The organism is Micrococcoides hystricis (assembly GCF_042434215.1).
Taxonomy (GTDB): domain Bacteria; phylum Actinomycetota; class Actinomycetes; order Actinomycetales; family Micrococcaceae; genus Micrococcoides; species Micrococcoides hystricis.
The window spans coordinates 28,922-48,903 of sequence record NZ_JBHLUB010000003.1 but is presented as its reverse complement, the minus strand read 5'-3'; the positions used below and the strand labels follow the sequence as shown (position 1 = coordinate 48,903).

Below are 19,982 nucleotides of genomic sequence, written 5' to 3'. Positions count from 1 at the left end.
ACTGGTAGCTGTGATGAAAGAGCCTCGCCAGACCTATCTAGATCATGCAGCAACCACCCCGCTGAGGCAGGTTGCTCAACAGGCGTGGCTAGAACATCAATCGACGGCCAACCCGTCCTCGCTACATTCGGCGGGGCGAACGGCCCGACATCACCTCGAGCAGGCACGTGAGCAAATCGCTGCCCTTGCAGGAGCAGAACCTGCCGAACTGATTTTTACCTCCGGCGGAACCGAGGCCGATAACTTGGCGTTGAAAGGTCTCTACCTTGCCCGTCGCACCACGGAACGCAACGCCATCCTCTTGACCGGGATTGAGCACCTCGCGGTGCTGGAGACATGTCAGTACCTTGAGACCCAGCACGGCGCGGAACTGGTCTTCGCCCCGGTGGATGCCGAAGGTGTTGTTGATCTTGAGGCATGGGAACGGTTACTCAGCCAGCACCGGGACTCCTTGGCCGCGGCCACACTCATGTGGGCTAACAACGAAGTCGGGACGATCCAGCCCGTCAAAGAAGCTGTCGCGCTCGCGGCTCAGCATCGGGTCCCGGTCCATGTCGATGCCGTTCAAGCGTTCGGTGCCATCCCCGTGAACTTCGCGGATTGTGGGGCCGCGACGATGGCCGTCTCGGGCCACAAGCTCGGCGCCCCGGTCGGGGTGGGCGGACTGTTTGTGCGCCGAGACATCACCCTGCACAGTGTCTCCCAGGGTGGGGGACAAGAGCGCAAGATCCGCTCCGGGACCATGAACGTGGCCGCCGCCGCAGCTTTCGCGGCAGCCGCTTCCGAGGCGGTGGCCAACATGAGCCAGACCGGTAAGAAACTGGTGGAGCTACGCAATCGACTCATCGAGGCGATTCAAGAAGCCGTCCCAGCGGCACGGCTCTGCGGTCCAGCCGATGAAGACGGCACCCAACGGCTCCCCAACAACGTGCACTTCATCTTCCCCAACTGTGAAGGGGACTCATTGCTGTTCATGTTGGACATGCAAAAGGTATACTCGTCTACCGGCTCAGCCTGTACCGCGGGGGTTCCGAAACCCTCACACGTGGTACTGGCGATGGGCAACTCAGAAGCCGATTCCAGAAGTGTGCAACGGTTCACACTTGGGCATGATTCGACCATTGCCGACGTTGAACATGTAGCGGCAGTCATCGGTAGCGCGTATGAACACGCCCGGCAAGCCGGCATGGCCGCACAAACCGCGCGCATCAAGACCGCATCAGATGGTTGGTAACCACTGTTCGCGGCAGCCAGAGAATTCCAAACTCGAAGGAGTACATCCGTGAAGGTACTAGCTGCAATGAGCGGCGGCGTCGACTCAGCAGTGGCGGCCGCCCGCGCCGTCGAAGCCGGGCACGAAGTCGTTGGCGTGCATCTGGCCCTCTCCCGCATGCCTGGAACTCTGCGGACCGGGTCCCGTGGCTGCTGCACCATTGAAGACTCCTCTGACGCGTGGCGGGCCTGTGAAAAATTGGGCATCCCGTACTACGTGTGGGACTTTTCGGACCGCTTCAAAGAAGACGTCGTTGACGACTTCATTTCCGAGTATGCGGCCGGTCGAACCCCCAACCCCTGCATGCGCTGCAACGAGAAAATCAAGTTCGCCGCACTGCTAGAAAAAGCCATCGCCCTCGGCTTCGACGCCGTCTGCACCGGCCACTATGCAACAATCACACGCGATGAACAGGGCAATCCTGAACTGCACCGTGCCGCTGCGTGGGCCAAAGACCAGTCTTACGTTCTTGGCGTCCTGACCAAAGAACAGCTCGAGCACTGCATGTTCCCGCTGGGGGATACCCCGTCCAAGGACCAGATCCGTGCTGAGGCTGAGCAGCGTAGGTTGAGTGTCGCAAACAAACCCGACTCGCACGACATCTGTTTCATCCCTGACGGGGACACCCGCGGCTGGCTGGCCGAACACGTTGATTTGCAAGACGGGACCATTTTGGATCAGGACGAAAACCCGATCGGCATGCATCGCGGTGCTCAAGCCTTCACCGTGGGCCAGCGCAAAGGGCTGAACCTGAATCGACCGGCGCCCGATGGGAAGCCACGCTTCGTGCTCGAGGTCCGGCCGAAGGACAACACGGTCGTGGTGGGGCCGGAAGCCCTCCTGTCGATCGATCAGATCCGAGGCATCAAGGTTTCCTGGGCAGGAGTACCGCTGCCAGAAGTCGAGACCGGTGAATCGTTCGCCTGCCACGTGCAGGTCCGTGCCCATGGGGACCCCGTCCCGGCACATGCCCACGTTGAACTCGATGAGAAGCAACGCCAGATTTTGGTTGTTACCCTTGATGAAAAGATGCGTGGCGTCGCTCCCGGTCAGACCGCGGTGATCTATCAGGGGACCCGTGTCCTCGGCCAGGCGACGATCGACTCGGCCCGGTCCTCAGCTTGGCAGGGTGCTCGCTCCGGCAGCGCTTCATAACGAAAGAGACGTTCAGATGACAACAAACCCGCACCCGAACTACGATCCTCGAGCCACCTCGCTGGCGGATGTAGACCCGGAGATCATTGAACAGCTTTACGCCATCCGCGGCTCCATCGACAACATTGATGCGGCCCTTGTGTTCATGTTGGCTGAGCGTTTCAAAGCGACCCAGCGGGTTGGGCTGCTCAAAGCCAAGCACGCGCTTCCCCCAGCTGACCCGGCTCGAGAAGACGAGCAGATCGCACGCTTGAAACAGCTGGCAGAGAAAGCTGATCTGGACCCTGAATTTGCCGCGAAGTTCCTGAACTTCATTATCGAAGAGGTCATTCGACACCATCAGGCGATCGCGGATGGCACCCCATGAGCCAAACGCAGTTCATCCATCACGGCCTGTTTCCGGGCACCGAACCGGACGGATACTACCGTGAACAACTGGAAACGTGTGAGAGCGCACCGCTGACGCTGGTGACCCAGCCAGAACGAGGCCCCGGCTCCGACATGGTCGGACGCTCGCTGGCATGGCTACGCGGACTACCAGTAGAACTGCAACCCTACGGATGGCGCCTGTCCCAGAAAGCTGGAATCGACCAACGTCGTATTGACGCGGCTTTGCACACCGACCTCGGGGCCCTCGCCGACGTTCTATCCGCAACCGGTGCCGAGAAGTTGGGCGCGCTAAAAGTGCAGAGCTTCGGGCCGTTCAGTTTGGCAGCCAGTGTGCACCTGCCCTCAGGTGAGAAGGCCATCAGTGACAGCGGTGCGGTGGACGAAATCGCTACCGAGCAAGCCCACGTCACAGCAGAGCAGCTGTACAAGCTGGCTAGGGAGTATGGGGTGACAGAGCTCTACCTAGAGATCTTTGAACACCAGATCGGCAACGTGCTCACCGGTGCGATTCCGACTGCCTCCGGGTTCGAACGGTACCGCGCACTGGATGCAGAACTTGTTGATCGACACTGGAGCACCTTCAACCAGGTGCTCACAGCAAGCGTGGAATCGGATCAGGGACTGCAAATCAAGACCGTGCTTAACCTTGCCGGTTCCAGTTCGTGGACAAAGCGGGTGAGCATGCTGCCGCAGAAACCTGCCGAAACCGGGTGGCGCTTCGACGCTGCCACGGGGGCGAGATTTGCAGAGCTCACCAAGCTTGCCGACCAAGCAGGATTTTCCGGGATCTACGTGCCGCATCAATTGTCGCCGCAAGACTGGGAACACATTGCCCAGTGGCTCGAAGCAGACAAGCATGTGCTCCTAGGTGCCCCCATTGGCCCAACTAGCACGGACATTTCCTCCGTGGCTACAGAGTTGACTGAACGTTGGCGCCAACAGGGCTTGCCCGCGTCAAGACTCGGCCAGGCGCACGTGGCCAGCATGGCTGAAATGCAGAACCTTAACCACGCGGCGCACCAGTCGGTGATCCGCAACGTGATCAACCTGACTGATGCGCTGCAACAGCTAAGCGCTGACGGGTTCTAGCGCTGACCCGCACCCGGGGGAGGATAATGCCCTGATTGGTGGGCGATGATCTGGCCCGGCACATAATCATCAAAGGCCTCTTGCGCCTGCACATCACCGGCGATCGCTCGTTGGAGCAGCGGATCGGAGAAGCTCCGCTCGGCCAACTGTAGGTGGAGCCCTTCTTTGCGGAAGCGCAGATCCAAATACATGTTGTTGAAAGCCAAGAACATGAACAGCGCGATGATCGTGCTCAAAAAGGTCTGCGCCATGGTCAACACAATCTGCAAGATGGCGTAGTTCAGGCTCCACGCAGAGCTAACTTCAGCACTGGTGGATGTGAATTCTGTCTCCAACCCCGCACTCGGGATTGAAAACACCAAGCTGATCAGCTGGGTGGCAAATGACACGATGACCGTCAACAGCAGATACGTGCCAAAAACCGGCCAATAGCGACCGCGAATCAGAGTCCACGACCGCTTCAAAGCGGCAAACGGACCCATGCCTTCAAGCACAATGGCCTGAATGACGAAAATGAACCGAACCACAATGAACAGTGACAGGAACGAAACAAGGATGATGAGGACGATCCACATGATCACGGCGACCGCGAAGGTCGCGATTGCCCCACCAACCTCACCTGTGGCCAAGTCTTGGGTAACTGCGAGATTGATGGCTTCGCCAATGATCAGTGCCAGCGAGGCAAAGAATAGTCCCAACAGAATCGTGCTGAGGACCCAGTAAAACAGGGCCAGCAGAGTCAACCGACCCAGTGCTGGTTTCAGGAAGCGGAACCCTTGGGCGAACGTGGTGCGTAGCCCCATGGCATGTCGCGAGCTCACCGCAACGGTCGCGGCTTGGGCCAAGATCTGGAACACGACCAGTGGCAGCAAGATGACCACGCTGATGAGTCCGATAATCAGGATCATCCAATTGACAAAGCCCAGCTCAACAAGATCCGCCTCGTCGTTGACATTGCTGAACTGACCGAAGAACGCCCAATTGTTGGCCCCATCGATCATGATCACCACAGCAATGAGAGCCGCCATCAACAGGAAACCAAAAATGCTGATCACCGCGGGCAAACCAACGGCAGAACCGAAATTCTTCGTGATGTTTTGCCAACTGGCTGAAAAGACTTGGCCTAGGCCAAAGGGCGCCAACGGCACTGATCCCGGCTGTGGAGGCGGGGGCGGAAGCTGATATGAGGGGTACGGCTGCTGACCGGGGTTCTGTCCGTAGGGGTTGGGCTGAGGTTGGTAGTGACTCACTGGAATCTCCGATCTGAGCTGATCGTTCCTGGGACGAAGGTGGCGGTCGTCTGCAATGCGCGCGGGTCACCGTTGCGGGCGGACGCCAAGGTTGGTTCATTCAAAGCCAGCGGCATCAACTCGTTTAGCAGACCCTCCTTGCGGAAGCGGTTGTCAGCGTAGAGCAACGTGGTTACCGGCAACAGCGGAGTTGTCGTCAACCACGACACAGCTGCGCTGAGCCACACCACGACCCCCGTCGCAATGCTGATAGGTCCAAAAAGTTCGGTTGGCTCCGAGACCGCAAACCAGCTGCCCACAAACATCATGAGCACCAGAATGATGACAGCCACCAGAATGCCGACGATGACACTGAGGACCAGGCTGGCCAAGTACAGGGTGCCCAACACCTGCCAATAGCGTCCGGTAATCAGACGCCACGATCGGCCCATGGCGGCGAACAAATTTTTGCTTTCCAACACCATGCTGGGCAACACGTGAATGAAACGGACCAGCAGAAGAATGAGCGCGATCTCCAGGGCATACGCACCGAAGGTGAACAGTGTACTCGCGAACGCGGTGGTGGTTGAATAAGCGGCGGCGCTAGCGGGATCAGTGAACTCGGTGGAAAGTGTCAGTTCAATAAACCATTGCGAGGCCCACGCAGTGATAATCACTGCGGCGACCCCGACAACCCAAGACAACAAACCTGCCAACAGAACGCGGGGCAGATGAGGTTTAGCCAGTTTCCACGCATCTGAAGCCTTCGTTGGGAGTCCTAAGATCCCGCGCATGGTCGGCGCCACCGTGAGAGTTGCGCCGATGAGTACGCACATGGTGTGGACCAGCAGACCGATTGAAAACCAGATCACCATGTCTTGCAGGCCCCACGCCAAAAGCGCATCGGCCTCGGAAGCCGTGATGTCCCTCGTTGGGTCCGGGCCGATCACGTACGCGGAAAAACCATCGAGGAAACGTTTCATCCAAAAGCCGATGCTGACGGCCAGCGCGATGCTGCCGATCATGAACCACAGGTTCGGCAACCAAAACATAGCCACCGGGCTTTTGGTCATGGTGCGCCACCCGCCGGCATAAACGGTAGACAAAGACTGAAAAGTCAGAGGGATGGTGCCAACTTTAGGAGCAGGTGGGGGAGCAACGTGCGGGGGAGGGACCGACATATGAACTGTTCCTTGCTGATCGTAGCGATTAAGGCTGTCCTGTTATGCCAATCCTATGCATTGGCTCGCCGGTACAGACAACGAAGAACAGAACAGTGAATGTATAGACTAGAGAAAGATCTGCACTGCGCAGAACTATTACACACTCGTTTCACAGGAGGTCCGCGCGAGCGTGAAGGACAAGATTCTGGTCGTCGACGACGACGAAGCTCTAGCAGAAATGATCGGCATTGTGTTGAACAATGACGGATTCGAGCCAGTATTTTGTTACACCGGCTCCGAGGCCTTGGAAACGTTTCGCGCCTCCAGACCAGACTTGGTTCTGCTTGACCTGATGCTCCCGGGCATGGACGGCATCGAAGTGTGCCGGTTGATCCGTCAAGAATCAGACGTCCCGGTGATCATGTTGACCGCCAAATCAGATACGGCAGATGTTGTACGCGGTCTTGAATCTGGGGCCGACGACTACATTCCCAAACCTTTCAAGCCTGCCGAACTGGTGGCCCGTGTCCGGGCCCGCCTGCGTGAAGGCGATCAGAAATCGACCGAGGTGCTCTCGGTCCGGGACATCAACATTGACGTCGCAGCCCACCGGGTCACACGCGGGGAAACAAACATCCCACTCACCCCGTTGGAATTCGACCTGTTGGTGACACTGGCGCGCAAACCGTGGCAAGCCTTCTCCCGGGAAACACTGCTCAAAGAAGTCTGGGGCTATGACGACGAGGCCGACTCCCGACTGGTCAATGTCCACGTTCAGCGGCTCCGGGCGAAAGTCGAAAAAGACCCAGATTCGCCCGAAATTGTTCTCACCGTCCGCGGAGTAGGGTACAAAGCTGGACAATCCTGATCATCCCAAGGAACTGAAACGGGACCGTAGCCGACGCTCGGAGCGGTCCCTTCAGCGTGCCGAACGCTCGCGGACAGGGGGAAGCACTCAACGCGTCCGCCTGTTCCGACGGCGGCGGAGCCTGGAGTCTGATCCCTTCACCGAAACCATCACGATCCCGAAAATTCAGTCGGATCCCATCACCGGCCAACAGGTCATTCAACTGCCCGCTGATGCTGTCATCGTCGAACCTCAGCAACAGCAAGAACTGACCGGCTGGCCACGGGTCAAGCACTTCATCAGCCAGTGCGCAAAGAACATCGTGACCGGACGAATCGCCGGCGTGATGGTGGAACGGTGGAATACCTCACTGCGGTTCCGCACGGTGTTGACTACCACGGTCTTGATGCTCACTGGTATCGCCTCCCTGATGATCTTCTTGTCCAACCAGATTGCCGGTGGACTCTTCAACGAGCGTTTCGAGCAGCATCAAATTGAGGCGACCCGGGGACTGTCCCAAGTCGCGAACACTTTCTCTTCGGCTGCGGTGACGGACCGGGCTACGACCACGGCGTTGGCGACAGACACGTTGTTGCGGCTTGAAGGCGATGGCGCCTCGATCAGACGCGACTTCATTCTCAGTCCCTTGCCCGGCGCCCAGAATCTGTATGTGGGCACGCTCGCTTCCTCCGGGCTGACCACCAAAGCAATTCCGTTCGAACTGGCTGAAAAAGTCCAGAACGGCGACGGGGTCTACTGGCAGTCGATCGGCATCACCCGAGACACCCAGACCGTGCCCGGCCTAGCCTTCGGCACCAAAGTCACATTGCCGCCAGGCAACGTCTACGCCTTATATCTGATCTACGATCTGTCCTCGCTGCAGAAGACCATGGACTTCATCAACTCTGTGATGTGGTTGGGAACCATCGTCTTCATGGTCATGACGATCGCGATCTTCTCCTACGTCACACGATCGGTCATCAAACCCGTCTCGGTGGCCGCAAACGTGTCTGAAGAATTGGCCGCCGGGAACCTAGACCAACGTATCCCGGTGACCGGCACGGACGAGTTGGCCCGACTTGGGACCTCCTTTAACAAGATGGCCAACTCCCTGCAGCAGCAGATTAACCAGCTGGCCACGCTCTCAGCCATGCAGCAACGTTTCGTCTCTGATGTCTCCCATGAGTTGCGCACACCGCTGACCACGGTTCGGATGGCTGCGCAGGTGCTCTATGACTCGCGGGACGAGTTTGATCCGATCAACGAACGCTCCGCAGAGCTGCTGTTTAACCAAGTCGAACGCTTCCAACAACTGTTGGCCGACCTGCTGGAGATCTCTCGCTTCGACGCCGGTGCGGCTTTCCTCCACGTGGAACCCCGCGACATGCGGGAAATCGTGGTCGAGGTGCTCAACCACGCCGAAATCCTTGCCAGCGCAAACAAGTGCAAACTCTCGTTGATCACCCAAGGCGATGACTTCGCCGCTGAGCTGGATGACCGACGTGTCGAACGAATCACCCGCAACCTCATCAACAACGCCATCGAGCACGCCGAAGGCAACCCTGTTGACGTCATTCTTGGGGCCACCGACACCAACATCACCCTTGCCGTCCGCGACTACGGACTGGGGATGGACGAAGAAACCATGGCCCACGTCTTTGATCGATTCTGGCGGGCGGACCCGGCACGGGCTCGGACCACCGGTGGCTCTGGACTCGGTTTGGCGATCGCCAAAGAAGACACGCAACTGCATCAGGGACGCCTGGATGTCTGGGCCGAACCAAGCTACGGTGCGTGCTTCCGACTGGTCCTGCCACGCAGCCAAGATGTTCCCGCCGGGGCTCCCGCCTTGGAACTGCCACCAAACTATCGGTTGATGGACCGCCAGCAGTCGGACACGTGGGAGATCTCGCTCACCGAACTAGAAGAATCCCTCAGAGAAGCGGGGGAGGACGATGACCAAGCGTAACGTCGGCGGGCTGCTCAGCCTCATCCTCGCTTTGGCGTTGATCCTGACCGGATGCGGCAAGATCCCTACCTCCGGACCGGTCGGCCAATCCGACTCAGGCACTGCGGGCAGGGACGTCAGCGCCTACAACTTCAACCCAGATCCGCCGGCAGAGGGCGCAAGCGCCGAGGAAATCGTGCGCGGCTTCCTCACCGCGGGCACCGGTCCGGCCGAAGACTACCGGGTCGCACGCGAATATCTCACCACGGATTTGGCCACCGAATGGAACCCCGTCGAGCAAACCTTCGTGTTCAAAGGTGAACCGAGCATCACACCTAGCGCGGAAGAAGGCGAGTTCAACATCCAGCTTGAGCTGGACTCCCTCGTTGATGCCAACGGCATCATGACCAAGGTCCCGGAAGAATCAACGCGCGCACTATCTTTCAAGGTCGATGAAGTCGAAGGCGAGCAGCGCATCGTTGACGCGCCGGATGGCACCATGATCCACATCAACCAGTTCCCGGTGCTGTTTTCCTCCCAAAAGCTGTACTTCTTCGACCCGACCTACGAATACTTGGTCCCGGACGTCCGCTGGTTCGTTAACCGAACCGGTATCGCGGCCGCCGTGGTCGGTGCCTTGCTGAACGGGCCCGCCCCATACCTCAGCTCGGCCGTAACTTCCGCGTTCCCGGACGGAACAGAGCTCTCGCGCTCGTCCATCCCGGTGGAGGCCGGGGTAGCGGCGGTGGACTTTGACCCGGCCCTTTTTGAGAACACCTCCGCCCAGACCCGGCAACGCATGCAGCAACAGTTGTTGGCTTCGCTGAACCAGCTCACCTCGATCCAAGACGTCGTCTTGATGTCCGATCAACGCGAGGTTGGCTTGGGCCGGGACGGCACCAGCGAACAGCTGGCCGAGCAAGACCNAGCCGGTGCCGATCGCGGGAATGCCAAATGTTCGACACACCAACCCCCGCTACCCGGCCATGGATGTGCGCGGAACGGTGTTCGCGTTCCTGAACCGGGAACGAACCCAGCTGTACACCATCAACGAAAACCGCAGTCTTGCCGCTGCCGTAACCGGACAAGAACTCACGTGGCCGACCATTGATAACTCCGGCTGGGTGTGGACCGTCAGCAACGCAGCCAGCACGCCCTTGATCAGTGCCGTGCCGGTCCACGAGGTTGACGGGGTCACCCGAAACGTCAACGCCAGCTGGCTGGCCGACCGCAACGTGCTCTCCTTCAAGATCTCAGCCGACGGCGCCCGAGCCGCAATCGTGGCTAGCGACGAAGACGGCAACAACCTCTACATCGCCGGTGTGATTCGGGACTCTGAAGGGGTGCCGAGGGGGTTGACGAACCCGACCACGTTGCAAACAGAAGGTGACGTCAACTTCGTCAACTGGGCCTCCGAAACCAAAGTGGTTGCCGCCGATGTGGGCGGTGCCGAGCGGGTTACTGCTGAAATCGTGGGACTTGACGGCAAGAACGAAGCCCTGCGCCCGCTGCTGGGTATGACCAACCTGTCAACTGGCCCAGGCGAAGACTCGGTCTACGCCGAAACAGACGAAACGGTTTACCTGCGCGTCGGCTCGTCGTGGCGAGCCCAAGAAACCGAAGTCTCAGACCTCAACTACCCTGGATAGTTGCACACCGCTCCACAGTAGCGGGCGATCAGAGACCGTCTCGCGACTGACAACACCCCACACTGGGCAAATGAAGAGCTGCGGAATCCTGCTCCGACGTTGGATAGCTGAAACATTGGATCTGCTCTTGCCAACCGAGTGCGCAGGCTGTGAACAACCCGAAACCACTTTGTGTTTGGCCTGCCAAGACCTCATAGAGCAGATGCTGGCCGAACCCAGCGAGGTCAGCGACCACGCCACCGCACTACCGGTCCTTCCTTTTGCGCCCACAGCCTCCGATGACCTCCAGGAACCTCCCGTCTTGCCGGTCTACGCCGCGGGCACATATACCGATGAACTGGCAGGGATCATTTGGGCCATCAAGGAGCGTTCCCGACCTCGATTGTGCCGCTACTTTGGCCCCGGATTTGGCAGAGCCATCACGGCAGCACTCCAACACGAAACAGCACCCCAACATGAAACAGCACAGCAACGATGCATCCTGGTACCAATACCCACTGAAGCCAGCTCGCTGCACAAAAGAGGGTTTTGGCCGCTAGCTCAGTTCCTCAAACATGTTGACCTGTCCGGGCCTGCCTACCACTTGCTGGAGATTTCCCAATCCCCCAAAACCCGTCGAAGCGGTGCGCAAAAGCTGCGTAACAAGAGCGCCAGAGCCAGCACCCTCCGGGGACGCTTCCAGATCAATGACGTCCTGGCCGACAGCTTGAGAGCACGTCCGGTAGTGCTCGTCGATGACGTCCTCACAACCGGTGCCACGTTGGCGGAAGGCTACCGGGTTTTGACGGCAGCAGGCTTCAGCGTCAGCGCAGCGGCTGTGGTCGTAGCAACACCAGCTGGTGGTAGAACACCAGTGTTACCGAGAAATCAGCTAACGGGTGAATCACCGTAAAATGTGCCCCTACTCAGAGCAAAACAATACAGAAATCCTTGGCGTTTCGATAAAGTAAAAGTACAGCCGGTACCAGAGAGTACCGGCAAGGTCTTCGGCGACTGAGAGGAGGAATCTTTTCAGTCGCTGTTGTGTATTCCGACCCAAGGAGGAACCATGACCATGGATGTCAGCTTCATTGGCCGCAACATCACGATTTCCGATCGCTTCCGCGAATACGCTGAGGACAAGTTCGACAAAGTCGAGCAGCTCAGCAACCGCGCTCAACGGCTGGATATCAAGGTCACCAAGGAAGCCCACGCTCGGGTGGCATCGACCGCCATCACGGTGGAGCTCACGGTTGTCGGCCGCGGCAAGGTCATTCGGGCTGAAGCACAAGCTGAAGATAAATTTGCTGCATTCGATCTGGCCTTCGGCAAGTTCATGGAGAGACTGCGTCGGGCCCGTGACAAGCGCAAAGATCATCAGGCACGCGGACGCGGTAACTCTGTAGCAGAAGCAACGGCATCCCTACCGGTCGTCGACACCTCCGTCCCACTGAGCGAAGCGCTTAAGAGCGAGGACGATGGTCAGGACACCGAGTTCTACGATGATGTAGCCCCGGTGCAGATCCGCCGCAAGGTGTTCCCAGCTCAGCCTATGACCGTAACTCAAGCGGTTGACGCCATGGAATTGGTCGGTCACGATTTCTTCCTCTTCGTCGATGCCGAAACGAATCGGCCATCGGCTGTCTACCGCCGTAAGGGCTGGAGCTACGGCGCAATCAGCCTTGACCCGGATCACCCAGATGCACAAGTGGTGGAAGAAGAAGTCGCTTACCAGACTAACTAACTGAGTCATAGCCAACAGGGGCCACCGCCACCGGTGGTCCCTGTTGTGTGTCTATTCAAGAAACAAACTAGACTTGTGTTTTGCGCACAGACCCGACATTCAGGATGGGAGCCAACAGGTGGCATCTTTTATCGAACGTATCCTCCGCACCGGTGAAAAACGGATTCTCAAGCGGCTACGGGGATACGCGGACGCCATCAACAACTTGGAGCCCGAATTCCAGAAGCTCAGCGACGCAGAACTCCGCGCGGAAACGGATAAATTCCGTGAACGCATCAACAACGGGGAGAGCCTCGATTCCCTGTTGCCAGAAGCATTCGCCACCGTACGCGAAGCCTCCGTTCGAACCCTCGGCCAGCGCCACTACGACGTCCAGCTCATGGGTGGAGCGGCCCTCCACCTCGGCAACATCGCCGAAATGAAGACCGGTGAAGGTAAGACTCTGGTCGCTACCGCGCCGTCCTACCTGAACGCACTCTCCGGTAAGGGCGTCCACGTCGTCACCGTGAACGACTACTTGGCCGAATACCAGTCCGAACTCATGGGCCGTATTTTCCGGTTCCTAGGAATGTCGACCGGCGTCATCCTCGCCAATCAGGATCCGGCCACCCGACGTGAACAGTACCTGGCCGATGTCACCTACGGCACCAACAACGAATTCGGGTTCGATTACCTGCGCGACAACATGGCTTGGTCGCTGGATGAGATGGTTCAGCGCGGACACAACTTCGCCATCGTCGATGAGGTCGACTCCATCCTCATCGATGAGGCCCGTACACCGCTGATCATCTCTGGCCAGGCTGACGGGAAGATTAACCGCTGGTACCCAGAGTTCGCCAAACTCGTCAAGCTCCTCGTCAAGGACGAAGACTACGAAGTCGACGAGAAGAAAAAGACCGTCGGCGTTCTAGAATCCGGTATCGAAAAGACCGAAGACTACCTCGGCATCGACAACCTGTACGAGACCGCGAACACCCCGCTGGTCCAGTTCTTGAACAACGCCATCAAGGCTAAAGAACTCTTCGCCCGTGACGATGACTACGTGGTCATGAACGGCGAGGTCATGATCGTGGACGAGCACACCGGTCGTGTGCTGGCTGGCCGTCGTTACAACGAAGGCATGCACCAAGCGATCGAAGCCAAAGAAGGCGTCGAAATCAAGGCCGAAAACCAGACCTTGGCCACCATCACGCTGCAGAACTACTTCCGTCTGTATGACACTCTCTCCGGGATGACCGGTACAGCCGAAACCGAAGCGGCTGAATTCATGAGCACCTACAATCTTGGTGTTGTGCCCATCCCGACGAACAAACCCATGGCACGCGTGGATCAAGCTGACCTAGTCTACAAGAACGAAATCGCCAAATTCGATGCGGTCGTTCAAGACATCGCTGAACGTCACGCCACCGGTCAACCAATCTTGGTGGGTACGACCTCGGTCGAAAAGTCCGAGTACCTGTCCAAGAAGTTGGCCAAAGAAGGCATCCGGCACGAAGTTCTGAACGCTAAGAACCACGCGCGTGAAGCCGCGATCGTCGCCCAGGCCGGGCGCAAGGGCGCCGTCACGGTCGCGACCAACATGGCCGGTCGAGGTACCGACATCATGCTCGGCGGTAACGCAGAGTTCAACGCGGTTGATGAGATGAACCGCCGGGGCTTGGACCCAGAAGAACATGCCGAAGAGTACGAGGCACTGTGGCCGGAAGTCCTCGAGGCTGCGGAGAAAGCGGTTCAAGCAGAACACGAAGAAGTACTGGAACTGGGCGGCCTGTACGTGTTGGGTACCGAGCGCCACGAATCACGCCGTATCGACAACCAGTTGCGCGGTCGTGCCGGACGTCAGGGCGACCCTGGCGAGTCCCGCTTCTACCTGTCACTGACAGATGACTTGATGCGTCTCTTCAACCCCGGCGCGGCCCAGCGGATCATGAACTCACCGGGCATCCCGGATGACATGGCACTTGAATCAAAGCTGGTGACCAACGCGATCCAACGTGCCCAAGCGCAGGTGGAGGCGCGCAACACCGAGCAGCGTAAGAACGTGCTCAAATACGATGACGTCATGAACCGGCAGCGCGAAGCCATCTACGGGGACCGCCGGCACATCCTTGAAGGCGATGACCTGAAGGAAAAAGTCGAGTTCTTCATCGAAGACTCGATCAGCGCCATGGTCAACCAGTACACCCAAGTTTCCAAGAACCCTGAAGAGTGGCACCTAGACACACTCTTCACGAACTTGGAGCAGTTGTACCCGGTTTCCATTACTAAAGAAGAGCTCATCGAAGAAGCTGGCGGCACCAACCGACTGTCGGCGGACTTCATCAAGAATGAGCTGCTATCCGACGCCAAGATCGCGTACCAAAACCGTGAAGAATACTTGGGTGAGGAAGCCTTACGCGAGCTGGAACGCCGGGTAGTGCTGTCCGTCATCGGTCGACGCTGGCAGGACCACCTGTACGAGATGGACTATCTGAAAGAAGGCATCGGTCTTCGCGCCATGGCCCAACGCGACCCGCTGGTGGAATACCAGCGCGAAGGGTACCTGCTCTTCGAATCCATGATGGAAGGAATCCGTGAAGAGTCGGTCGGCTACTTGTTCAACTTGGACGTGAAGCCAGCCGAACAACAGGCGACCTCGTTGCCCGGTGTCACTGATGCCCGCGGCTCAACCATGAACCAACCACTGAACGTGGAAGGCCTAGAGGCCCCAACCCAGCGTGGCTCGTTACGATTGAGCGGCCCGTCCGACAGTAGCGATGGCCCCGAGGTTCGTGTGGAGAAAGCTGATCAAGGTACTGAGCCGAGCCCAAGCAACAAGACGGCTCAGCGCCAGCAACCTCGCAAGAAATCTGCGAAGAAGCGTCGCCGGTAGCGTCAACCGATTTCAAGTTCGGTAATTTGCCATCGACGCCGTGAGTTGAGCTTCAACTGCATGGCGACGGCCCGCACTCGAGTGGCGTCCCTCATCACTACGCTTAACTCGATGCAACGGGCGTGGATATGGCATTGATGTACTGAGATGACGCTGGCTCGCCGATAGGCAAGTGATTCTTTGCCTTGGCGTTCTTGGCGGTGACGGTGCCGAGTGATGATGCCGTAGCGATGCATGAACTCTTCGTAACCGTCAAGATCAAACCATGAGCATAGCTGGGCGACCGGACGTTCACCCGCCAAAATCTGAAACAGCGCGAGTGTGAAAGTCCGGCCCAGCTTGTCTACCTCTGCGTGCATTTGCTCGGTGGTTGGCACCGCGGTGAGCCGTACAGAAGGTGATACTTTCTGGCTGGGTTGGGACAAACAGAAATCAGTCATGGGATTGACGTTAGCTAGAAGTCGTTCGTCTAAGCCTGCATGATGTTTGACCGGTGTAAGCGACATGGAATCGTCCTTTAGCTAGTTTCGGGTGTTTGTAGCACCATGCCGGGCATGATGAGATTCGGGTTTGGGCCAATAGCTTTCCTGTTGACGTGGTACCACTGCTGCCAACGCGCTTGAATGCGTGCTTCCGTGGCATCAGGTCCAAGCTCTTCTTGCGCAATCGACCACAGGGATTGGCCCTGCACCACGACGTGGGTGGTCTCCGACTGAGCACGACGTGGCTGCTCGGGATGCGGCGCACCTGGCGGGGATGGTCTGCGCGGACTCGGTGCAGACTTAGCGGAGTCCGGAGAAGGAACGGGACGAGGAGCTGCGGATCTGGATTCCTCAGGCCGCGGTTCTGCCCGAGTAAGCTTCTTGGCTGACTCTGTCTGGGACGGTGTTGGCGTCAGAGTTGTTACCGGACTTGGGGCAGGCTGCGGCAGCCGGTCCGACTCTGGAGTCGACTGCCGTGAAGGAGCAGCACTCGGCTCTGCGGGAGAAGGCTCTGCCACATGCGCATCTGATGGATCCGGTGAAGGTTCATGCGCAACAGAGTCTGCGGGCTCCTTAGCAGGTGTATTTTCAACCGGTGCCGAGCTGGCGGGCGGAGCTTCCGCGCTATCAGAGAAGCCCAGATCCACTGCTTGAGCCGGACCGGCCAGCAGCGTACAACCAACAACAGCCGCGACCAATCTTCGAACAAATGCTGGACTGAGACCGGCGATGGCCGTTCCGGCCTTGTTCAGACCGATCCACTTCAGTGCATGAGAAGCGGCAGCCAGAACGATCGATGCTAAGAGCCAGACACATATCAGAGCGCCCAGCAGGCCGAACACGAGGCCAAGCAGATGGAAAATTTGATGATGGGTGGATTGGGCCGCTGAATAGGTTCCGATGAAGTACAGGCCCGAGAAACCGAACAACAAGCCCACCGTCGTGCCAGACAGGAGCAGAAGTCCATCCTTCAGTGCTTGTCTCATGTAATCCCACTTTGTACTGTTTGACGCTGTTTGATAATGTTTAATCAAATTTAGATGTGATCGACATCATTTGTCTAGGGTTGCTGGCTCAGCTGTGGAAAGTGGGTTAGAAGTTACACATGCGTTGGGAACGACTATTCGCTGATTTGGAAGCTCAAGAGGCCGGCCAAGCGCTACGCCAGCAAGAGTCGAACATTGCCGAAATGTCTCGACTCTTAGCTTCCGAAGGAACGCTGCAAGAAAACCTGCTGGACCAGGTGGGGCAACGAGCTCATGTGCACGTGGCCGGACGGGCCGGCGTGCAGCACCTAGAGGTGACCGGGGTAGGTAAAGACTGGTTCTCCGGCAGAGAAAATGGGCGCGAGGTTCTCGTGCAGAACCGCCATCTGGTTTCTGTTGAGCCGAGCGCCGAGAGTAAAGGGAATGCAGGTAGAGATCCGCGGGTGTTGACCGTTGGTTTTCGTTCGACCTTGCGTGAGCTTGCTCGACAACGAGTCATTGTCGAGGTTTCCACGCTCGTGCCGGAAGTTCTTTTCACCGGCACGATCGATCGAGTCGGTTTAGATTTCTGCGTGCTATCACAGCACGATCCGGACGAATTCAGACGCGCCAGGGCCATCCGGGCGGTTCAGTGGTTAGCGCTAAGCCACATCACGCAAGTGAGTTCGTGGCGATGATGCCGCTTCTAAAGCTCCGTCTGCTGGTGTTCTTGAGCTAGCAGCTGAGCCTGTTCTTGGTGCTTACGTTCAATAAAGTCTAAGAAGCGTGATTCTTCAACGCGCCACTGGCCACGTCCACCAATTTGAAACGCCTCAAGCTCACCGCTGCGAACCAAGGCATAAGCCTGGTGAGAGCTGATCTGCAGCTGCTCGGCTATATCGGCCAAGGTGTAGAAGCGGGGCATGGGTCGCTCTTTTCGTGCTGTTTGGGTTCATTTAGTGGTGTTGGAACTCATTCTTCCACATTGGACATCGCCGTGGCGGATTGCTCCACAGGGTAGCTAGATATCCACACACTTCGTAAACAGTGTGCAATCGTTCTCAAGAGCTGGTTAGTGTATCTCTCAGATCAACTTTTCTTGAAGTGAGAGCCGATGAACCGACGTGCAAACCAGCCTTCCAATAGGGCAACCATGTCCGCGCAACGGATGCGTAAGCCATCGTGGAAAGACCCCCGTTTTCTTGGTGGGGTCCTCTTGGTGTTGCTCTCAATCGTCGGTGTGATGGCGTTGGTCGCACAAATGGATAAAACCACGGGAGTGTACGCGGCAAAACGCGACCTAGCCTACGGTGAGTCCGTCTCGGCAGAGGACTTCAAAGTCATCCAAGTCAATCTAGGTGAAGCGGATGAGCACTACTGGCATTCGGAGGAAGAACTCCCGCAGCCGCTGCTAGCGACGAGACCGATCAAGACCGACGAACTCGTTTCTAAAGGATTTCTAGCGGATGCTGCGCCGGCAGGAGAGCAATCTCTGGTCCTCATGTTGCCGCCGGAGCATACAAGCGGGCTACGCTCTGGTGACGAGATCGAAGTCTGGGTAGCCGCTCGCTCTGGGCCGCAGGAATACGAAGAACCCGTCAAAGTGGTAGACCGTGCGGTCCTGGCGGACATCAACGCCGAACAGAGTGCGCTGGCAGCCTCCCGAGAGGCCGAAGTCCGGATCTGGGTTGGAGCCGAAGATGTGCCAGCTCTTCTTAAGGCCCAATCGACACAGTCCCAGATATATTTGCTGGGCCGGGTCGCGCAAGAATAACGAGACACTATGCAGCATTATCGGATCGCTCTCACCGGAACAGGTGCCGAAACTGTCGTTGTGGCCCTCGAACAGCTCCACGGACAGATCACTGTCATGCAGCTGTGTCTTGACGCAGCGGAGTTAGCGGCCGTAGCCGCTAGCGGCAGCATCGATGCTGGGATCATTGTCACGGATACAGCAGATGTCACCCTGTCATTGCTCGAACGCTTCCATGAAGCTGAGGTGGCCACCGTGGTACTCAGCGATGTCGCAACGGAGCGAGAACGCTGTTTCTACTTGGGCGCAGAGGTTGCCGCCACTGATATCACCGCCGAGCAGCTTGCAAACCTGATCGTGCGTCGCTGCGACGCAGGAAACTTTGGTCCCAAGACTCACAAAGACGTCAGTTTCACAGATGCGGACATGGACCGGTTCTTCGAGCCACTCCCGCCGGTCGAGGAAGCCCCGCTCAACTCTGAGGCGGAAGAAGCTGATGTTCCGGAAGGACGGGTGATCACGTTCTGGGGGCCGTCTGGGGCGCCTGGCACCACGACGCTTGCAGTCAACGCCGCAGCAGAATACGCACTTGCCGGCAAACGGACTTTATTGGTTGACGCAGACAGCTATGCGTCAAGTGTGGCGGCTATGCTCGGACTCCTCGCCGAGAGCTCGGGCCTATCCCAGTTGTGTCGTTTGGCTGAATTGGGCAATCTCAATACCGAAACTTTTGGCCAGGCAATAGAGCAGGTTCGTTTCAAAGCGCATCATCTTGACGTACTCAGTGGCATCCCGCATCCCAGCCGTTGGCCAGAACTTCGAGCGACTGCCTTACAACAGGTGTTTGATATGGCAAGAGAACTCTATGACGTGATTGTGATCGATACGGCATCATCCTTAGAACAGGATGAAGAGCTGAGCTTTGATGTCGTGGTGCCGCAACGAAATGCTGCCACCCTACGGTCGATCGAGGTCGCTGACACACTCATTGCGGTCGGGGCGGCAGATGCCATCCAGTTACCGCGCATGCTTAAACACAGCACCGATCTGCTTGAACTGGTCCATGACGAGACCGAGGTCAAGTTCGTGCTGAACAAGGTGCAGGCAGCAAGCGTCGGCGGGCAGCCCGAAGAACAGCTTCGGTACAGTTGGGCACGTTTCGGTCCAGGGGACCACCCTGATATCACTTTGTTTCCAGCTGCAGACAAGACGCTGCACTATGCGCTCCTGACCGGTCAAACTTTGGCTGAGGCCGGACCCGACCATGCGCTACGAGCTGCCCTTCAAAAACTCTTGGGCCTGCCAGCCACAACCGCCAAGTCACGGTGGCGGCGTCGGTTCACCGGAACAGAAACAGACCAAACACAACGAACACCGGGCCGGGCTAAACGGCGGGGTAGGCGAGCGAAGCATTAGGCTGGGAAGAGGACAACTTAGGTCTTAG

The 19,982-nt window shown here is 58.0% G+C and carries 19 protein-coding genes; 14 read left to right on the top strand and 5 right to left on the bottom strand.

Annotated features, from left to right (window positions below; translation table 11 throughout):
• Positions 1–13: 13 nt before the first annotated feature.
• From ACFFFR_RS02910 to ACFFFR_RS02895, 4 genes are read left to right on the top strand one after another with little or no spacing between them, the layout of a single operon-like run.
• On the top strand, positions 14–1,234 hold the full coding sequence (locus ACFFFR_RS02910; RefSeq protein WP_377458029.1) for a cysteine desulfurase family protein: 1,221 nt from the start codon (positions 14–16) through the stop codon (positions 1,232–1,234).
• Positions 1,235–1,282: 48 nt separating this feature from the next.
• Positions 1,283–2,428 carry a tRNA 2-thiouridine(34) synthase MnmA gene (gene mnmA / locus ACFFFR_RS02905; protein ID WP_377458028.1) on the top strand — a complete coding sequence of 382 codons (1,146 nt, stop codon included), beginning with the start codon at positions 1,283–1,285 and terminating at the stop codon, positions 2,426–2,428.
• 16 nt (positions 2,429–2,444) lie between these two features.
• Positions 2,445–2,795: a chorismate mutase gene (locus tag ACFFFR_RS02900; RefSeq protein WP_377458027.1), complete on the top strand. Its 351-nt coding sequence runs from the start codon at positions 2,445–2,447 to the stop codon at positions 2,793–2,795.
• Entirely contained in the window at positions 2,792–3,907 is a 1,116-nt protein-coding gene (locus tag ACFFFR_RS02895) for a hypothetical protein (RefSeq protein ID WP_377458026.1), read from the top strand. Before ACFFFR_RS02900 ends, ACFFFR_RS02895 begins: the two co-directional genes overlap by 4 nt.
• Here ACFFFR_RS02895 and ACFFFR_RS02890 read toward each other — a convergent pair.
• Both ACFFFR_RS02890 and ACFFFR_RS02885 read right to left on the bottom strand, forming a co-directional pair.
• Entirely contained in the window at positions 3,904–5,157 is a 1,254-nt protein-coding gene (locus ACFFFR_RS02890; RefSeq protein ID WP_377458025.1) for a DUF7847 domain-containing protein, read from the bottom strand. The genes ACFFFR_RS02895 and ACFFFR_RS02890 overlap by 4 nt on opposite strands.
• Positions 5,154–6,209 (bottom strand): glycerophosphoryl diester phosphodiesterase membrane domain-containing protein, encoded by a 1,056-nt coding sequence (locus ACFFFR_RS02885; protein WP_377458024.1) that lies wholly within the window; start codon positions 6,207–6,209, stop codon positions 5,154–5,156. The genes ACFFFR_RS02890 and ACFFFR_RS02885 overlap by 4 nt, the downstream gene beginning before the upstream one ends.
• 280 nt (positions 6,210–6,489) lie before the next feature.
• Here ACFFFR_RS02885 and mtrA point away from each other — a divergent pair, with 280 nt between their 5' ends.
• The 7 genes from mtrA to secA all read left to right on the top strand — a co-directional run bounded on the left by mtrA (position 6,490) and on the right by secA (position 15,338).
• Positions 6,490–7,167, top strand: coding sequence for an MtrAB system response regulator MtrA (gene mtrA, locus ACFFFR_RS02880; protein ID WP_377458023.1), 678 nt, complete (start codon positions 6,490–6,492; stop codon positions 7,165–7,167).
• 301 nt (positions 7,168–7,468) lie between these two features.
• Entirely contained in the window at positions 7,469–9,115 is a 1,647-nt protein-coding gene (mtrB, locus tag ACFFFR_RS02875; protein ID WP_377458022.1) for an MtrAB system histidine kinase MtrB, read from the top strand.
• Entirely contained in the window at positions 9,102–10,205 is a 1,104-nt protein-coding gene (locus tag ACFFFR_RS02870; protein ID WP_377458021.1) for an LpqB family beta-propeller domain-containing protein, read from the top strand. The genes mtrB and ACFFFR_RS02870 overlap by 14 nt, the downstream gene beginning before the upstream one ends.
• A complete protein-coding gene (locus ACFFFR_RS02865; protein WP_377458020.1) occupies positions 10,087–10,743 on the top strand; it encodes an LpqB family beta-propeller domain-containing protein in 657 nt (218 codons plus the stop codon). Before ACFFFR_RS02870 ends, ACFFFR_RS02865 begins: the two co-directional genes overlap by 119 nt.
• Positions 10,744–10,945: 202 nt before the next feature.
• Positions 10,946–11,635: a ComF family protein gene (locus tag ACFFFR_RS02860; protein ID WP_377458019.1), complete on the top strand. Its 690-nt coding sequence runs from the start codon at positions 10,946–10,948 to the stop codon at positions 11,633–11,635.
• 162 nt (positions 11,636–11,797) lie between these two features.
• A complete protein-coding gene (hpf, locus tag ACFFFR_RS02855) occupies positions 11,798–12,466 on the top strand; it encodes a ribosome hibernation-promoting factor, HPF/YfiA family (protein WP_377458116.1) in 669 nt (222 codons plus the stop codon).
• Positions 12,467–12,584: 118 nt separating this feature from the next.
• Positions 12,585–15,338 (top strand): preprotein translocase subunit SecA, encoded by a 2,754-nt coding sequence (secA, locus tag ACFFFR_RS02850; RefSeq protein ID WP_377458018.1) that lies wholly within the window; start codon positions 12,585–12,587, stop codon positions 15,336–15,338.
• Between the two features lie 2 nt (positions 15,339–15,340).
• Here the strand turns inward: secA and ACFFFR_RS02845 are convergent, their stop codons facing one another.
• Both ACFFFR_RS02845 and ACFFFR_RS02840 read right to left on the bottom strand, forming a co-directional pair.
• Entirely contained in the window at positions 15,341–15,844 is a 504-nt protein-coding gene (locus tag ACFFFR_RS02845) for an Rv3235 family protein (RefSeq protein WP_377458017.1), read from the bottom strand.
• 11 nt (positions 15,845–15,855) lie between these two features.
• Positions 15,856–16,806, bottom strand: a complete 951-nt coding sequence (locus tag ACFFFR_RS02840; RefSeq protein ID WP_377458016.1) for a LysM peptidoglycan-binding domain-containing protein — start codon at positions 16,804–16,806, stop codon at positions 15,856–15,858.
• 119 nt (positions 16,807–16,925) lie between these two features.
• On the opposite strand from ACFFFR_RS02840, the gene ACFFFR_RS02835 reads away from it, so the two are divergent.
• Positions 16,926–17,483 carry a hypothetical protein gene (locus tag ACFFFR_RS02835; protein WP_377458015.1) on the top strand — a complete coding sequence of 186 codons (558 nt, stop codon included), beginning with the start codon at positions 16,926–16,928 and terminating at the stop codon, positions 17,481–17,483.
• Positions 17,484–17,491: 8 nt separating this feature from the next.
• On the opposite strand, the gene ACFFFR_RS02830 is transcribed toward ACFFFR_RS02835, so the two are convergent.
• Positions 17,492–17,710: a helix-turn-helix domain-containing protein gene (locus ACFFFR_RS02830; protein ID WP_377458014.1), complete on the bottom strand. Its 219-nt coding sequence runs from the start codon at positions 17,708–17,710 to the stop codon at positions 17,492–17,494.
• 189 nt (positions 17,711–17,899) lie between these two features.
• On the opposite strand from ACFFFR_RS02830, the gene ACFFFR_RS02825 reads away from it, so the two are divergent.
• Positions 17,900–18,559, top strand: coding sequence for an SAF domain-containing protein (locus tag ACFFFR_RS02825; RefSeq protein WP_377458013.1), 660 nt, complete (start codon positions 17,900–17,902; stop codon positions 18,557–18,559).
• Between the two features lie 9 nt (positions 18,560–18,568).
• On the top strand, positions 18,569–19,954 hold the full coding sequence (locus ACFFFR_RS02820) for a CpaE/TadZ family protein (RefSeq protein WP_377458012.1): 1,386 nt from the start codon (positions 18,569–18,571) through the stop codon (positions 19,952–19,954).
• Positions 19,955–19,982 lie beyond the last annotated feature (28 nt).

Excerpts from the sequence above, each read along its gene's own strand:
- ACFFFR_RS02820 (WP_377458012.1), top strand. The coding sequence starts at position 18,569 with ATGCAGCATTATCGGATCGCTCTCACCGGAACAGGTGCCGAAACTGTC.
- ACFFFR_RS02885 (WP_377458024.1), bottom strand. The coding sequence starts at position 6,209 with ATGACCAAAAGCCCGGTGGCTATGTTTTGGTTGCCGAACCTGTGGTTC.
- ACFFFR_RS02895 (WP_377458026.1), top strand. The coding sequence starts at position 2,792 with ATGAGCCAAACGCAGTTCATCCATCACGGCCTGTTTCCGGGCACCGAA.
- ACFFFR_RS02825 (WP_377458013.1), top strand. The coding sequence starts at position 17,900 with ATGAACCGACGTGCAAACCAGCCTTCCAATAGGGCAACCATGTCCGCG.
- hpf (WP_377458116.1), top strand. The coding sequence starts at position 11,798 with ATGGATGTCAGCTTCATTGGCCGCAACATCACGATTTCCGATCGCTTC.
- ACFFFR_RS02860 (WP_377458019.1), top strand. The coding sequence starts at position 10,946 with ATGCTGGCCGAACCCAGCGAGGTCAGCGACCACGCCACCGCACTACCG.
- ACFFFR_RS02835 (WP_377458015.1), top strand. The coding sequence starts at position 16,926 with ATGCGTTGGGAACGACTATTCGCTGATTTGGAAGCTCAAGAGGCCGGC.
- ACFFFR_RS02910 (WP_377458029.1), top strand. The coding sequence starts at position 14 with ATGAAAGAGCCTCGCCAGACCTATCTAGATCATGCAGCAACCACCCCG.
- ACFFFR_RS02845 (WP_377458017.1), bottom strand. The coding sequence starts at position 15,844 with ATGTCGCTTACACCGGTCAAACATCATGCAGGCTTAGACGAACGACTT.
- ACFFFR_RS02840 (WP_377458016.1), bottom strand. The coding sequence starts at position 16,806 with ATGAGACAAGCACTGAAGGATGGACTTCTGCTCCTGTCTGGCACGACG.
- ACFFFR_RS02900 (WP_377458027.1), top strand. The coding sequence starts at position 2,445 with ATGACAACAAACCCGCACCCGAACTACGATCCTCGAGCCACCTCGCTG.
- ACFFFR_RS02830 (WP_377458014.1), bottom strand. The coding sequence starts at position 17,710 with ATGCCCCGCTTCTACACCTTGGCCGATATAGCCGAGCAGCTGCAGATC.